Here is a 15505-nt window from a genome sequence, read left to right as displayed (position 1 = left end):
ATGTATAAACAGAATAAGAAGATGGGCAAGTTAATTCTAGAAAATAGCTCCGAAATTTTCAGACCTTCGACAAGGACTGAACGAACGCCTGCGTCCGTGACCAGAGATATCTTAAAGGTAATCGATACTCCGGGAATGATCTCTTTCGCGGGAGGGCTTCCGGACGATTCATTATTCCCTATCCAAGATCTAAGGAATATTTTCGAAACATCCGTTTCTAAAAAAGGTTCAAAACTATTCCAATACGCTGATACGCAGGGACATTTCGACTTACGTGCCTGGATTGCGGAAAGATACTATCCCGGTTCTAATGCGGATGAAATTCTTTTGACCGCAGGTTCCCAACAAGCATTGGATCTTCTCAGTCGTTACTTTATAGAAGAAGGTTCTACTATTCTTTTAGAAAGGCCGAGTTATTTAGGTGCTGTCCAAGTATTCTCCTCATATGCGCCTTCTTTCCTAGGTATCAATTATACGGAAGAAGGCCCCGATATTGAAGAATTAAAATACGCGTTGAGAAATTCCGCTGAAAAACCTAAATTTTTTTACTGCATCCCTGATTTCCAAAATCCTTCCGCATATTCATATTCTTTAGAGATTAGAAATTCCATATCGAAATTACTTTTAGAAAACGAGGTTCCGATCTTAGAAGACACCGCTTACAGAGAATTATACTTCGAAGAAGAACTTCCGGTTTCTTTATGTGAGTTAGGTCCGGAACATACTATCTCTATCGGAACATTCTCCAAAACACTTGCGCCTGCATTGAGAGTAGGATGGATCAAGGCACCCAAAAGAATCCTGAAAGATCTGATCGTACAAAAACAATCGATGGATTTACATTCTCCGACTTTGAATCAGGAATTAGTGTACGGATTTGTATCTTCTTCTAAGTATGAAGAACATTTATCTTTGATCCGAAGTGTTTATGGAAAAAAAGCGATTCATACATTTTCTTATTTAAAGAATAATTTTGGAGACTCAATTCCATTACAAATTTCTAAGGGTGGGCTATTCTATTGGTTGGAGTTCCCGCAAGAGATCAACACGGATCTACTCTTCCAAAAATGTTTAGAGAAGGGACTCGCTACAGTTCCGGGATCATCCTTCTTTGTCGGTAAGCCGGAAAGAAATCATCTTCGCTGGAACTTCTCCAACGCCTCGGAAGAAGAGACAAAGTTAGGAATAGAAAGATTATTCGAGGTTTATAAGAATCTTCCGAATTTTTGAAGTGCAAGATCGAAAACAGATAAGAGGAAAAATTCTCGGCGGGAAGAATCTCCCGCCGATATTGGGAGGTTCAAAAGGCTTTTATTAAGCAGTTTTTTTAGTTGGAGCAGCAGGTTTTTTAACTGACTCCGTAACTTCGCTAAATTTTGCCTTGATAGCTTCGATTTGTTCAGCAGGAACTAATTTCTTAGCTTCTTCTGCAATCTGGTTATAAACTTCAAGTGCCTTAGCGCGAGAATCTTCGTAGGTTTTAGTAGCAGCAGTAGTTAATTCTTTTGCTTCGTTTAAGAATTTGTCTACGAACTCACGAACACGAACAGATGCTTCTGAATTGTCGGAAGCGCCTTTTGCTGCAAGTTCTTGAAAACTCTTAGTAAATTCTGCTTTCGCTTTATCCAGACCTTCTTGTCCGCTTTTAACCAAACCAAGACCTGCGTTCAGTACATCTAGAATTTGTTTTTCCATTTTTAGCTCCTTGGCACACCGTTGTGCGGCGCACAATCCATTTGTAGTGCGTAGCACAAATGGAGTCAACCAAAAAACGAAAAAAAGTTTTAAAGAGTGAATTTAAGTCTACTGGAGTAATCCAACGCACATGGCAGAAATCTGCTGAAATTCTAACGCGATATGGACGTTTAAGGGATTTGTGCGGGGTTATTTACAGGTTATGCACAACCAGCTTCTTCTAAACATGAGAACAAACCCCTTTTCTTAAGAGGAAAAACGCCTCACTGTTTTACTTAGGAGCTGTAGGTTCATTTCTGTGCTTTTTTTCAGGCCGGAATAAAGAAGAAGGCTCTTTTTCGCGACTGCAAGTCTTTCATTCTTCTTCTCGTCCAATGTAAGCTCAGTATCGTATCCTTCTGTGATCGCTAAGATCACTCTTTGCAGACTGATGCCTAAAAATTCTGTGAGTCCTTTTTTAGAACTAATACGATCATCTATTAAGGAAATATCATATAATGACTTTCGAATGGAATCTTTATCCTTCTCTCCGTCTTGGATAAGGCTGTATATTTTTTCGGAAAGGATTTCTCCAAGATTCACTTGAGCGCCGAATTCTTTTAACTCGCTTCGGATCTTTGTTAATTCTTCTAATACTTTTTTTCCGTTGATCTTAGAGGGAAGGACGGCCCGGATCTTATCTTTGACCTCTGATACCTCTTTAAAATTCGGAGGATTTCGATCAAACCAATCTTGGAACGTAATATTCCGGATACCCTCTAACTTAGCTCCGTCTTTTCCCAGGTTAACCCAAGGACGATCTTTTTGTCTTTCTTCGAACCATTTTTTAAAAATTAAAAGTTTTTCATTTGTTCTTAGCCTTTTTCCTTCAATGGACTCGATCCACTTAGGAGGCAAAGCAGTCATTTGTTTATAATTATGATGTTCTCTTCTTTGAGTTCTCGACTCTAAAAAGTTCAATCTTTCTTCTAAGATCGCTCCCTTACAATGAGCTTGGGAACCCGGAAAAGAAAGGTCTTGGCCTAAAAGTAAAATGGACCTCGCTTCCATTTTCTCGGCGAGACTTGTAGCATTCGTAGAAACGGAACCCCCGAAATCAACTGCTCCAAGTCCGTTTTCGGAAGCGTTCTCCAAAAGTTTAATCCAAGGAAACGGAGAAGAAGTCAGAAAATGATTTTTTCCTATATAAGGCATTCTTAATGAGTGATAAGAAGTAGTTGGATCGAATATAAACTTTGCCTTTCCTGAATATCCTTCTAAATATTTGGAATTCAACGGCTGTGGATCCACGCTAAAAACCAGATCCGGATCTATTCCCGATCTTTGCAGAATGAGAAGCGCTGTATCTACTGCGATCAATATAAAGTTTTCCCTATATTCTTTCAGTTCCTGCAAAGAAAGATACAGGGAAGGCCCGGCCCCACAAACGACTACATCCACTTTGGATCTGCATAAACCGAACAATTCGTTTATAGGTTGCATATCCACAAGTTCGGGAAGATTCCGGATAAAATTTCCGGTCCAGACCTTCTCAAATCTAGTCAATGTAGCAGTGTTTACATCTTTTTTATGAAAGAACGTTTCTGCTCGAAATCGGAGTTCTTGGTATTCTTCCTGTTTCCACTGCAAACTTCCTCTATGAGGTATAAAACTAACGGGGTATCCGGAGATCCCTTTGAAACCCTCGTAAAATGCGGATTCTTCATATGGAGGAAGAAAAATCCTTAATTTTCCGGAAAGGATCATAGAAGAAAAATCGAAAAGTGAAAATGCCGCCTTAATGATCTCGGGAAAAGGCTCCATCCATACGCAGATTATTTTATCGAATTCTAATGCATATTGGATGGAATAGCCTAGGCCGGCTCCGAAAAATAAAAACGCTCTTTCTTCGTCTCCTTTTTTCAGATCCGCAAGTTGCCTTTCCGCTTCCTTTCGCGGATCCATGGAACTATGCAGAAGAACATTACCGATCTTTAAACTAGGATCTTCTGTTTTTGTGGGAACGATATCGAAATCGATCCGAGCAGATTCTATCCTTTCAAAGGCTTCCGGCGCGAAACTGCGAAGCGAGGCCAAATTTTTTTCGAGCAAATCCGACCTAAATTCTTTCATTGGAAAAATACGTTTATCCTTTTTCCCTCGTAAGAAGACCCCGGAGAAGGATCTTGTTCATAACAAAAACCGCTTCCATGAAGTTTATACGGGACCCCCAAAGGAGCCAATAATTCCACCACTTCTCTCTTACTTCTTCCCATCAGATCCGGAATACGCTCCGATTTTCCTGTAAGCGGCTTTCTATCCAACTTAGCAAGATTTACGTTAACCGTTCTTTCTCCCTGCTCTATGATGGGGATAATATTTTCCACCACTTCTCTAAATACCGGAGCGGCAAGCCCTCCTCCAGTATGACTATCCCCTCTAGGTTCGTCGAATAAGATCAAACCGACCACTTTAGGTTTATCTGCGGGAAAAAATCCTAAGAAAGAAGCGGACCATAATCCATCTTGGTAGCCTCGGCCGGACACTGCTTTTTGTCCCGTTCCTGTTTTCCCAGCGATAGAATATTCTTGTATGTATGCGTTCTTTCCCGTTCCTGCTTGAACAACTCTAGTCATCGCCTTCAATAATCTTTCGGTGGAATATTCTTTGATTCCAACCGGAGTTTCTTCCGATTGGTATTCTTGCAGGACTGTTCCATAAGAATCGGTGAGATGAGAAACTACCCTAGGCGTGATGAATCTCCCTCCGTTTACGATGGAAGCAGCGGATGCAACTAACTGGATAGGAGTTACTGAAATTCCTTGCCCGATCGCCATGAACATCGGAGTGGTTGGCGTCCATTTGTTCAAGATCGGCATATATCCCACAGATTCGTTCGGCAAGATTCCGGCTCTATCCCCGAAACGGAATCGTTTCATATATTCGTAAAGTACATCGTTCGGGATCTTTGCGGCTGCTTTTATAATACCTGCATTGCAGGAATATTGTAGGATCTCCTCCAAATTCACTTTTCCATGTACGTGTGTACATTTGATCCTTGTCTTTCCGTAATCCACGTATCCCGGACAATCGAATTTTTCGTTAGGATGTATTAAGTTTTCGTTAAGTAGAATACTTGCCAGGAAAATTTTCATTGTGGATCCCGGCTCATACACATGCCTGATCGCCCAATTTGTATGAGAATATTCTTCAAAAGCTGAGTAACGATTCGGGTCGAAAGAAGGAAAACTAGCCATAGCCAATATTCTTCCGGTATGGATCTCCATTAAAAGTCCTACAGCTCTTTTGGCACCGGCTTCTTCGAATCTTTTTCCTAAAGCTTTCTCTAATTTGAATTGGATAAGTCCGTCTAGGGTCAAATGTATATTTGCGCCTCTGGTAGGATCCGCCTCGGTAGGCGTCATCAATTCTTGATTATAATAATATTCTAAACCTGAGAGTGCCTTATCGTCGTCCATTCCCGTAAAGCCGACAAGACTAGCTGCCAAACTTCCGTGTGGATAAACTCTTTTAAATTCCCTTTCTCTTCTCACTCCAGGAAGGGCCATCTCCATGATACGACTTGCAGTTGTATCGTCTATCTCTCTCTTCAAAAGGAAGTATCTGCTTTTTTCTCGGATCAAAGATTCTATCTTTTCGGGGGGAATATCCAAATAAGGAGAAATTTGTACTGCAGTAAAATTCGGATCGTAAACGTTACCAGGATAGATCCCGATCGTGGAAGAATCTATGGACAACGCGAGTTCGATCCCTCTTCTATCGTAGATAGCTCCTCGGCCTATTCTTTCTCCATTCTTGAATGCGATCTCTCTGTCGTTAAAGAAGACTAAATAGCCGACTCGGACCAAAAGCCCCGAGAAGAATACGCATAATAGGATGAATAAGATAGTGAATCTTTTTCGATTGAGAGGGTTATAATCCATCGATGAGTGAACCGCTTTAATAAATTTCGGTCTTTTTCAGAATGATTAAAGAGCTTTTCTAGTACAAGTTAAATCCGAGTTGGAATAACGGTTTAAAAACTGGTGATTACCTTCCCTCTTAACTTTTTGAAAGGAATTAGGCCGTAATTTCTCGAATCCGTGGAAAATTCTCGGTTATCTCCCAAGACCAAAACATAACCTGGCGGGATCCTGCCCGAATCTCCTATGCCTATATTTCCGGACACCCCGATCACAGGTAGAATGGATGCGGAAGGCGCTTGGGTCTTGTAACCTGAATTTAAGAAAGGTTCCTCTAAGGAAGAATCGTTTATCAAAATCCTTCCTTCCGAAAATCTGAAAAAATCTCCCGGAAGTCCCACTACTCTTTTTAAACTTAGCTCGGCTCCGATCCCATCCAAGACGAGCACATCGAATCTATTTATATCCGGTTCTAAAATATATAATACCCAAGGACCTATTTGAGCCGGGAATCCCCATTTTTTTACAAGGACCCAATCGTTCTCTTTATAGCTTGGCATCATACTTGTGCCGCTGATCAAATAGAATTGGATTACGAAAATCCGAAAATACAATATGAAGAATATTGCAAATAAGATCGGAAAAGAAAGTTTGATCCAACTGAATGCGGAATGCCTGATCGAACGAGTTATTTCCGAATCGAATTTCATATTAGGATTTCGTATTTATTGCACGAGACTATGCAGTCTTGGTCTCGTTCTTATTTTCCAAAACTTTCGGTTTTTCTTTCCACCAAATAAAAGGCTGTTCTATCAATAAGAAGATCGGCCAAGCGGCGATGATCGTAAAACCAAAACAGATCAGATAAAGTTTAGGTAACACGCTTAAGGTAACTAACGTTTCTCCTTTGAGAGCCCATCTAGTTGCGATTCCCATCAAAGGTATATTCCATAAATATACCGTGAACGTGATCCTGGACAATGGGCGAAAGATCGGTAACCCTAATATAGTTTTGAATATTCCTTCTTTCTGGATCGCCAAGTATATGATTAAGGCCAATGCTATATTGTAAAAATTATTTGCGAGTGTAAGTCTTACGAAATGATCCCAATCGAACGAATAAGAGATTGATATGAATGCGATCGCAGTGATCCCGAGCAGAGAATATTTCAGTTTACCTAAACTTTCTCCAACCGGTCTATAATCCACATATTCCGCCAAAAGCATTCCTGCGATCATGGAATCGAATCGATTCTCCGTCCAAAAAAGCGCTTCTGCATTCATTTGACCTTTGGAATATAGATAACATCTAGATAAGAAAGGGATAATATATATGATCGATAATATAATTACTCTGACTTTCTTTGTTTTAGAGAATAAGAAGAATGGGCCGAGAACCACCATAATAAAGTAGATCTGCTGCTCTAAGGAAATATACCAACCGACATCCAAAACTCGGGGAAAGAAGTTGGATAAGAAGACCCCATCGGCCCAAACATAATCCAGCGCTTTTTGTCCTTTATCTATCAACCAAACCAAGTCAGCATTTGGATTCGGTATATTTTTCAGACCCGCTACTTGTTTAGAAAAATAATAATAAGAAAAAGCTAACGCAGCATAATAAGCCGGAAGTATTCTCAAAGAACGATTGATTATAAATTTGCGGTAAGGAAAACTGTTTTCCCTTTTATAAGATTGGAGTATTCCTCCATAATTCAGAAAACCGCCCATTACGAAGAATACGTCCACAATAGTGGTTTGGTTCTCGACAAACCAAGATAACCAAAAAGGCATCTCGCCCATGATCGGCTGTTTGGAAACCCATAGATGGTTGGTCATTACCATCAAAATTGCGATCGCCCTGATTCCGTTTAATGATTCTATTTCTCCCTTTTTGGAAGCAAAGATAGACAGTATATAGGATTTCATAATGAAGAGATTCTATTTCCTGAATTGAATTAAAAACTTTTCACGGATCTGCTAGCAAGAAATAAATCCGTGGGATACTTAGGCCCAAGCTACGATTTCACGGATCTGATACGAAAAGATAAGTATTTGTCTTGCTTGGGAAGAAATTCCGGATCATTCTTCTTTACATGACTTCGAACAGCCCGATCTCACAATATGTTTCCAGATTCAAAGCGGAGAAGGGAAAGATCTTATCCTTTCTTTCCGCATTCCCTTTTTATGGGGAAGTCTTAAAGAACCATCAATATTACGAAGCGGACAGGATCGCTCGAAACGAATTAGCTAAAAAATTGGATTCTCTCAAAGAGCCTATCCGTAGGATCGAAGAAAATTTCGTCCGAGAAAGAAGAATGGATCTAATCGGCTCCACTGAGGTCTTACTTTCCATCGTAGAAAGACTCAAAAACGAAATTATTGGAGCAAGTTACGGTCTAAACGGATTGGGCACCGGGTTTAAGGCGACCGAGTCAGAGTTAGAATCTTTGGCAGAATGGGATTATTCATTGATCCATCATGCTGAGGAATTATCTACAAAAGTGAAATCCCCGAACTTCCCTCCGGAAGTTTCAGTGGACGTAGTAAGGAATTGGGTTAGTAGTTTTAGATCCGAATTGGACGAGTTTGATTCCGCCTTGAAGAGCAGAAAGGATGTCTTCTTAAAACAATAGTCTTATTTTTGATTTGCCGAATGTTAAGTAGTGAATAATATATTTCCAAGGAGTTCTTATGGCATTAATAGACGTAATAAAATATGAAGGAAAACCGGGAGAGATCTTATGGAAATTCCCCCGTAACGATATCAGCACCTTCGGACAATTGGTAGTGAATGAAAGCCAGGAAGCTATCTTCTTTAAAGAGGGTAAAGCTCTGGATATTTTCGGACCTGGAACTCATACTTTAAAAACTGGGAACGTTCCTATTTTGGAAAAATTAGTGAACCTTCCTTTCGGAGGCCAAACTCCGTTCACTGCCGAAGTAGTCTATATCAACAAGGCTCTCATCCAATTAAAATGGGGAACTCCTGCGCCCATCCAAGTAGAAGATCCTAAATACACGATCACATTAGGAGTCAGAGCAAACGGTTCCTACAATATTAAGATCGTAGATTCAAAAGCGTTTGCAGTTGGAGTAGTCGGTGCAAGAGGAGCTTATTCACAAGACGAGGTGGATAATTTTTTAAGACCGATGATCGTGACTAGGCTAAGCGATTTTCTTGCGGAAGTTGTTTTAAAATCGGGAGAGCCTATCACTCGACTGAATCAACATTTAGAAGAAGCTTCTTCTGCAGGAAAGACAAAGATCCAACCTGACTTCTCCAAATATGGGATAGAGGTTTTGGATTTTTTTGTTCAATCCATCAACTTCGATCAAAACGATCCGAACTTCCAAAAGATCCAAAAGGTTCTCGCGGACAAATTCGAGATCGATGCTTTGGGTGGGATGTACCAGCAAAAAAGAATGTTGGATATAGGAGAAGCAGCAGCAAAGAACGAAGGCGGGAATGCAGGACAAGGAATGTCCGCGGGTATGGGACTTGGAATGGGAATGAATATGGGCAATATGATGGCCGGTATGATGGGACAGAACAATGCCGGTGGGAATTCCAACCAGAACGATGCGACAGCAAGACTCACAAAACTCAAGAGTATGTTGGACCAAGGACTGATTTCTCAGGAAGAATTTGATGCCAAAAAAAAGGACATTCTAAATTCTATCTAAAGTATGAGCCTTACCTTCACCAAGTTGAAAGCGGAATTCCGCTGTATCAACGATTCTTGCGGAGCAACTTACGATCTGAATGATATCGTATACGAATGTCGTAAATGTGGAAGCCTTCTCCAAGTTTCCCATGATATGGGAGCTCTTAAAGAAAGATCAGGCAAAGAATGGAAGGACCTATTCGATTCCAGATTGGGTTCGGTAAAATTTCCGAACAGCTCGGGGATCTGGAACAAAAGAGAATGGGTTCTTCCTCATGTGGAAGATTCTGAGATCGTAAGCTCGGGCGAAGGTCTCTCACATCTATTCAATTCGGAAAGGCTTACCAAACATTTCGGTCTAGGCGGTCTTTGGATCAAACAATGTGGGATCTCACACACAGGTTCTTTTAAGGATCTGGGCATGACGGTCCTTCTCTCCCAAGTAAAACATATGTTGAATAAGGGAGTTAAGATAAGAGCGGTCGCCTGTGCAAGTTCCGGAGATACTTCTGCTGCCTTAGCTTCTTACGCAGCTAAGGCAGGAATACCTGCTATCATTTTCCTTCCTGCCGGAAAAGTTTCCCAAGCGCAATTGATCCAACCGGTTTCCAACGGTGCAAAAGTGATCGCGCTCGAAACCGACTTTGACGGCTGTATGAAAATCGTTAAAGAAGTTACTAAAGAAGCAGGCATCTATCTTGCGAACTCAATGAACAGTCTTCGTATAGAAGGCCAAAAAACGATCGCGCCTGAGATCGTTCAACAATTAGAATGGAAGGTTCCAGATTGGGTAATCATCCCTGGTGGAAATTTAGGGAACGTTTCGGCTCTCGGAGCAGGTTTCGAGATGGCAAAAGAATTAGGACTAATCGATAAACTTCCTAGGATCGTTTTGGCCCAAGCGGAAAATGCGAATCCACTTTATCTTTCTTATCTGAAAAATTTCGAAGAGTTCAGCCCAGTGGATGCAAAGCCTACTCTTGCTTCTGCTATTCAGATCGGAAATCCGGTCTCAGTCCAAAAGGCAATTCGTACATTAAAAAAATTCAATGGGATTGTGGAGCAGGCAAGTGAAGCGGAACTTTCGGAAGCTTCTGCCAAAACCGATCTGTTTGGATTGTACAATGACCCTCATACAGGGGTGGCACTTGCCGCTTTATACAAACTGATGAGCAAGGGAACCATTTCAAAAGGTGAGCAAGTAGTCGTAATTTCTACCGCTCATGGCTTAAAATTCACCGAATTTAAACTTAAATTCCATGAGGGAAAAATTCCAGGAACCGACCAGAAATTGGTTAACGTTATTCGATCCTGCAAACCGGAAGTAGGAGCCGTAATGGACGAAATCAGCGGTTTTCTACAAATGAAAGGTTAAAATTTTTCATTTTCCACCGGAAATTCCCGTTCTTTTTTCCCGGGCGTATTTCGTTTTTTTCTCGTAAGCGCGCCGGGGTCCATATAATCGAGAATCCAAATGTACGAGGGAATCGAGGAACTTCCCCAAGAATTCCTCTTCGAGGTCGAGACGGCCGTAAAAAAAGAAGAGCCAATTTCTATCATTACCTACGTCCTGAGTACTCGGGGCGAAAATAAGCTCAAACATATCATCCAAACCGTCCTCGCTAAATACAAAAGAGAGGATTTGACCGAACTAATATTTACCTCCGCAAAAGAGCTGATCGTAAATGCGACCAAGGCTGCAATTAAACGGGTTCTATTTAAGGAATTAGGACTGAATATTGCGGACCCTTCCCAGTACGATTTGGGAATGGAGTCTTTTAAGGAAAATTTAGTCAGTAGAAAGTTTCCCTACTATCGTAGGAAAATGAAAGAGCATGGCCTATTTGTAAAAGTTACTCTTAGCTTCAGTTCGGACCGGATCATCCTGTTCGTTCAAAATAATTTCACCCTTGCAGTCCGAGAAGAGAAAAGGATCCGAGAGAAGTTCGTTCATTCTAAAGAATTTGACAATCTATTTGAGTACTATATGAAATATGGTGATACCACGGAAGGTGCGGGTATGGGTATCACAATGGTGGAGATCCTAGTAGCCCAAAGCGGCTATGACCGCCATTTGTTTACGATCTACAGTCGCCAAGCGGAGAATAGAACTGTTGCGAGAGTCGAAATCCCCTTGGATCAGAATTATGTGCCCAGAAGACAAAGATACCAAAAATGGTTACAAGAAAAGGCTAGCGGCTTAACATGACCTAAAGTTCTCCTTACTACAGTTAGGTCTTTAGCAATATGGAACAAAATCCTCAGACAAGTAAACTCCAAGAACAGGCAAATCAAATGAACCTTGCCTTGGAATCCGTTCATACGGAAGAACAAGCGATCGAACTTATCCAAGGAAAAATCAAAGATGCCTATCTTTTAAAATTAAGGATCGATGTTGAGAACAAAGCAGGCGTAGTTTTAGGATTATTATCCAGATATAAGAACGAATTTTTAGAATTATATTCCTTATTCTCCAACTCTTCCGTGATCCGAAAGATCAGGACATTCGAAGATTTCGGCCAAATCTCGCACGATATTGCGGAAGCAGCTAGACAAGAAGCCCCGGATCCGGGGTTGTCCGACCAAGTAGGAAGAATTCTTCATACTAAATTAACAAAACAAATATTAGAACAATATTATCCAATGTGGGATCGTAATGATACTGCGGCTCTTGTTAACATGCTGGAGAACCAGATCAAAAGCGCGATGAAAATCAATATGATACGTATCCAAGCGGATGTGGAATACGTATCTAGTTTGAAATGCAGAGGCAAAAGTTTTTTTGCAGGTATCATCCAATCCATTCCCAAACCGCCTGAAGAACCTGCTGAAGGAACCGGCGCTCCGGTAGAAAATTTAGATCCCGAAAAGGCCGCAGTAATGCGCCAAATCGAAACCATTCGAAAAGGTTTCGGAAGAGTGGTACAAGCTAAGACCATCCTGTCGCCTGTAAATGGAATAGACTTCGATGATCTGAACGAAGGGGACAAGATCTTACTACAACTTCCTTCCGTTTCTCCTGAAGAGAAGGCATTAGCTAAAACTCTGGGAGCAATGGACAAAGACGGGAATGTAAAACCAGTGATCGGTTCTTTCGTAGCGATCGCTTCCGGAAAAAATGAATATCATATTTTTGCAAAAGGCCCTGCAGGAGTCCTTTTACAAGCGTTCGAAGAACGACCTGTTCGTCTTGCCAGACCAAAAACCGCGGCTAACGCTCCTCGTCCTGCAGGAATGGGTGCAAAACAATCCGAAGGAAATAATACCCTTAACTACGCGATCTTGGTTGGAGTGGTTCTGTTAGTAGGATTATTGGCGTTTATTCTATTGAAATAAGATAGCCTGCGCTTTATTCGCAGACTTAGTTATGATCGCCGCGTTGTTGGAATTCCAACAACTTGTTATTAATTAGCGAATCCGCGTGTAGGAGTTCCTACACACGCTACCAAATCAAATCACCCAACTACTAAGTTCACAAGTTTTCCAGGAACGTAGATCTCTTTTCGGATCTGTTTTCCATCCAAAAAGACTTGAACCTTATCCAAAGACTTTGCGATCTTAATCGCTTCGTCCCCCGCAATCTCTTTCGCTGCCTTGAATTCTGCTCTTAACTTTCCGTTTACCTGGACCACGATCATGATCTCGTCGTCAGTTAGGTATTTTTCCTCATAAACCGGAAAACCTTGGTAAGTCAATGAATCAGGCTTTCCTGCCAAGGACCAAAGTTCTTCTGCCAAGTGAGGAGCAAATGGAGCGATCAAAAGTAAGAACGGTTCTAGGATCTTGCGAGGTCTACGTTGGCTCGGAGTCAATTCGTTCACAAAGATCATTAACTGAGAGATAGCGGTATTGAATGAAAAATTATTAATATCATCGTCCACTTTTTTGATGGTTCTGTGAAGGATCTTCAATTCATCTTCGTTCGGCTCAATATCTTCTAAACGGAAAGACTCTTCTGCACCTGAATGATACAATCTCCAAACACGATTCAAGAAACGGAATACGCCTTCGACACCTCTGGTGCTCCAAGGTTTTACCATTTCGAACGGCCCCATAAACATTTCAAAAAGACGTAAACTATCCGCTCCGAAATTCGTAACCACTTCGTCCGGATTGATCACGTTCCCTAAAGACTTGGACATTTTTCTTTTGTCCTCGCCTAAGATCAAACCTTGGTGAACCAGTTTTTTGAAAGGTTCCGGAGTAGTTACATAACCTAGATCGAATAATACCTTATGCCAAAAGCGCGAATATAGTAAGTGAAGAACCGCATGTTCCGCTCCACCCACATATAGATCCACTGGCATCCATGCTTTTTCCAAGTTCGCGTCCACAAACTTATCCGGATTTTCAGGATCTATATAACGCAGATAATACCAACAAGAACCTGCCCATTGAGGCATAGTATTTGTTTCTCTGGTCCCGATCTCGCCTGTTTCCGGATCTTTATATTTCAACCAATCTCCAGCTAAAGCAAGAGGAGATTCTCCGGTTCCGGAAGGTTTAAATTCTGATAAATTAGGAAGTTCTAATGGAAGTTCCGATTCCGAAACTGCCTTTGTAACTCCGGAGGGATAATGGACCAGAGGAATAGGTTCTCCCCAGTATCTTTGGCGGGCAAATAACCAGTCTCTCAATTTAAATTGGGTCTTTCTTCTTCCGATTCCTTTTTTCTCAGCCCAATCAGCAGTTTTGGAAAATGCTTCCTTATATTTCAGACCGTTAATCGACACTTCGGAAGAAGAAGAATTGATACAAACTGATTCTTTGGAATCGAACGCGCCTTGCGAAAGATCGCCTTCAATCACTGGTAGGATATCCAACCCGAAAGCTTTTGCAAACTCATAGTCTCTTTGGTCATGAGCAGGCACCGCCATAATCGCACCGGTCCCATAACCATATAAAACATAATCGCCGATCCATACTGGGATCTTTTTAGAAGTATCTGCAGGATTTAAAACATAAGCTCCGGTGAATACGCCTGACTTTTCTTTGGAAAGTTCAGTTCTATCTAGATCACTTTTTAAAGCGGAGGTCTTTTTATATTCCTGTACCTTCTCCCATTGTTCTTTGGAAGTAATCGTATCCACCAAAGGATGTTCCGGAGCAAGCACCATATAACTTACCCCAAATATGGTATCAGGACGAGTAGTATACACTTTGATACCGTTTTGCGGGGAAGAAGGATCAAAAGGAAATATGATTTCCAAACCTTCGCTCTTTCCGATCCAGTTTTTCTGCATCTCAAGTGTAGAGCCTGGCCAAGAAACTAAAGAAAGGTCCTCTAACAATCTTTCCGCATATGCAGTGATACGCATCATATACTGTCTCATAGGTTTACGAACTACTTCGTAACCTTTACCGACCCATTCTTCTACTTCTTCGTTTGCGAGAACTGTTCCGAGGCCTGGGCACCAGTTTACCGGTATCTCCGCCTGATATACTAAGCGGAATTGTGAAAGAATGGTTTCTTTCTTTGCATTTGAAAAATCTTTCCAATCTTTTGCGGAGAAGGTTTCGAGGTCCTCAAATCCTTCTGAGCCTTTGGATTCGAGCTTTTGAACTAATTCAGAGATAGGCTTTGCTTTGGAAGACTGGGCATCATACCAGGAATCGTATAACTTCAGGAAGATCCACTGGGTAAATTTGTAATATTTCGGATCTGTGGTGGAAATTTCCCTGTCCCAATCATAGGAAAGACCGATCAATTTGATCTGTCTTCTGAAATTGTCCACATTCTGCTTTGTAGTGATGGCAGGATGTATTCCGGTCTGCATTGCATATCTTTCCGCAGGGAGACCGAATGCATCCCACCCCATAGGATGCAGTACTTCAAAACCTTTCATTCTCTTGTAACGAGAAATAATGTCCGTAGCGGTATAGCCTTCGGGATGACCAACGTGTAATCCCGCACCCGAGGGATAGGGAAACATATCCAAACAATAGAACTTTGGTTTAGACGAGCGTAGATCCGTTCGAAAGGAAGAATTCTTTTCCCAATAATCTTGCCATTTTGATTCAATTTTCCGAAACGGATAGTCCATACCGTGAAGTTTTTTCCTCCGGCCTAGAATCCAATTCTTTTTTGTTATACTGGAGGGCGATTATAGAGCTGAAAATTCTAGAATTAGAAAGGTTTCTTTCCTTTTAGGAAGAAAAAAGCCATTAGGATTTGTTACTAGAAGAAGTGTTTTTAAATTCTCGGGAACCTATGACATCAATTCGGGTCCGAAATGAAGA

The 15505-nt window shown here is 41.3% G+C and carries 12 protein-coding genes; 6 read left to right on the top strand and 6 right to left on the bottom strand.

The features are described 5' to 3' along the window. Window positions 1-1230 (top strand): aminotransferase-like domain-containing protein, encoded by a 1230-nt coding sequence (locus LEP1GSC185_RS04570; protein ID WP_008595674.1) that lies wholly within the window; start codon window positions 1-3, stop codon window positions 1228-1230. Window positions 1231-1314: 84 nt separating this feature from the next. Here the strand turns inward: LEP1GSC185_RS04570 and LEP1GSC185_RS04565 are convergent, their stop codons facing one another. The 5 genes from LEP1GSC185_RS04565 to LEP1GSC185_RS04545 all read right to left on the bottom strand — a co-directional run bounded on the left by LEP1GSC185_RS04565 (window position 1315) and on the right by LEP1GSC185_RS04545 (window position 7526). Then, window positions 1315-1695, bottom strand: a complete 381-nt coding sequence (locus tag LEP1GSC185_RS04565; protein ID WP_008595019.1) for a phasin-related domain-containing protein — start codon at window positions 1693-1695, stop codon at window positions 1315-1317. A gap of 246 nt (window positions 1696-1941) precedes the next feature. Then, on the bottom strand, window positions 1942-3807 hold the full coding sequence (locus LEP1GSC185_RS04560; RefSeq protein WP_008593624.1) for a motility associated factor glycosyltransferase family protein: 1866 nt from the start codon (window positions 3805-3807) through the stop codon (window positions 1942-1944). Then, window positions 3804-5618, bottom strand: coding sequence for a penicillin-binding protein (locus tag LEP1GSC185_RS04555; RefSeq protein WP_008594012.1), 1815 nt, complete (start codon window positions 5616-5618; stop codon window positions 3804-3806). Before LEP1GSC185_RS04555 ends, LEP1GSC185_RS04560 begins: the two co-directional genes overlap by 4 nt. Before the next feature lie 92 nt (window positions 5619-5710). Continuing rightward, window positions 5711-6307, bottom strand: coding sequence for a signal peptidase I (gene lepB / locus LEP1GSC185_RS04550; RefSeq protein WP_008595030.1), 597 nt, complete (start codon window positions 6305-6307; stop codon window positions 5711-5713). Window positions 6308-6335: 28 nt separating this feature from the next. Further along, a complete protein-coding gene (locus tag LEP1GSC185_RS04545; RefSeq protein ID WP_008594276.1) occupies window positions 6336-7526 on the bottom strand; it encodes an acyltransferase family protein in 1191 nt (396 codons plus the stop codon). A gap of 167 nt (window positions 7527-7693) precedes the next feature. Between LEP1GSC185_RS04545 and LEP1GSC185_RS04540 the strand changes: the two genes are divergently transcribed. From LEP1GSC185_RS04540 to LEP1GSC185_RS04520, 5 genes are all read left to right on the top strand, one after another. Then, window positions 7694-8233: an LIMLP_15305 family protein gene (locus tag LEP1GSC185_RS04540; RefSeq protein ID WP_008593493.1), complete on the top strand. Its 540-nt coding sequence runs from the start codon at window positions 7694-7696 to the stop codon at window positions 8231-8233. A gap of 58 nt (window positions 8234-8291) precedes the next feature. After that, window positions 8292-9284, top strand: coding sequence for an SPFH domain-containing protein (locus tag LEP1GSC185_RS04535; RefSeq protein WP_008595324.1), 993 nt, complete (start codon window positions 8292-8294; stop codon window positions 9282-9284). A 3-nt stretch (window positions 9285-9287) separates the two neighbouring features. Further along, window positions 9288-10640 (top strand): threonine synthase, encoded by a 1353-nt coding sequence (gene thrC, locus LEP1GSC185_RS04530; RefSeq protein ID WP_008594947.1) that lies wholly within the window; start codon window positions 9288-9290, stop codon window positions 10638-10640. 99 nt (window positions 10641-10739) lie between these two features. After that, entirely contained in the window at window positions 10740-11474 is a 735-nt protein-coding gene (locus tag LEP1GSC185_RS04525; protein WP_008593546.1) for a hypothetical protein, read from the top strand. Between the two features lie 38 nt (window positions 11475-11512). After that, window positions 11513-12601: an LIC10486 family protein gene (locus LEP1GSC185_RS04520; RefSeq protein WP_008594570.1), complete on the top strand. Its 1089-nt coding sequence runs from the start codon at window positions 11513-11515 to the stop codon at window positions 12599-12601. A 119-nt stretch (window positions 12602-12720) separates the two neighbouring features. Here the strand turns inward: LEP1GSC185_RS04520 and leuS are convergent, their stop codons facing one another. Beyond that, window positions 12721-15309, bottom strand: coding sequence for a leucine--tRNA ligase (leuS, locus tag LEP1GSC185_RS04515; RefSeq protein ID WP_008595668.1), 2589 nt, complete (start codon window positions 15307-15309; stop codon window positions 12721-12723). Window positions 15310-15505 lie beyond the last annotated feature (196 nt).

It is taken from the genome of Leptospira licerasiae serovar Varillal str. VAR 010 (assembly GCF_000244755.1).
GTDB classification, from domain to species: domain Bacteria; phylum Spirochaetota; class Leptospiria; order Leptospirales; family Leptospiraceae; genus Leptospira_B; species Leptospira_B licerasiae.
The sequence above is the reverse complement of the archived record's forward strand: the minus strand, read 5'-3'. Positions and strand labels throughout refer to the sequence as shown.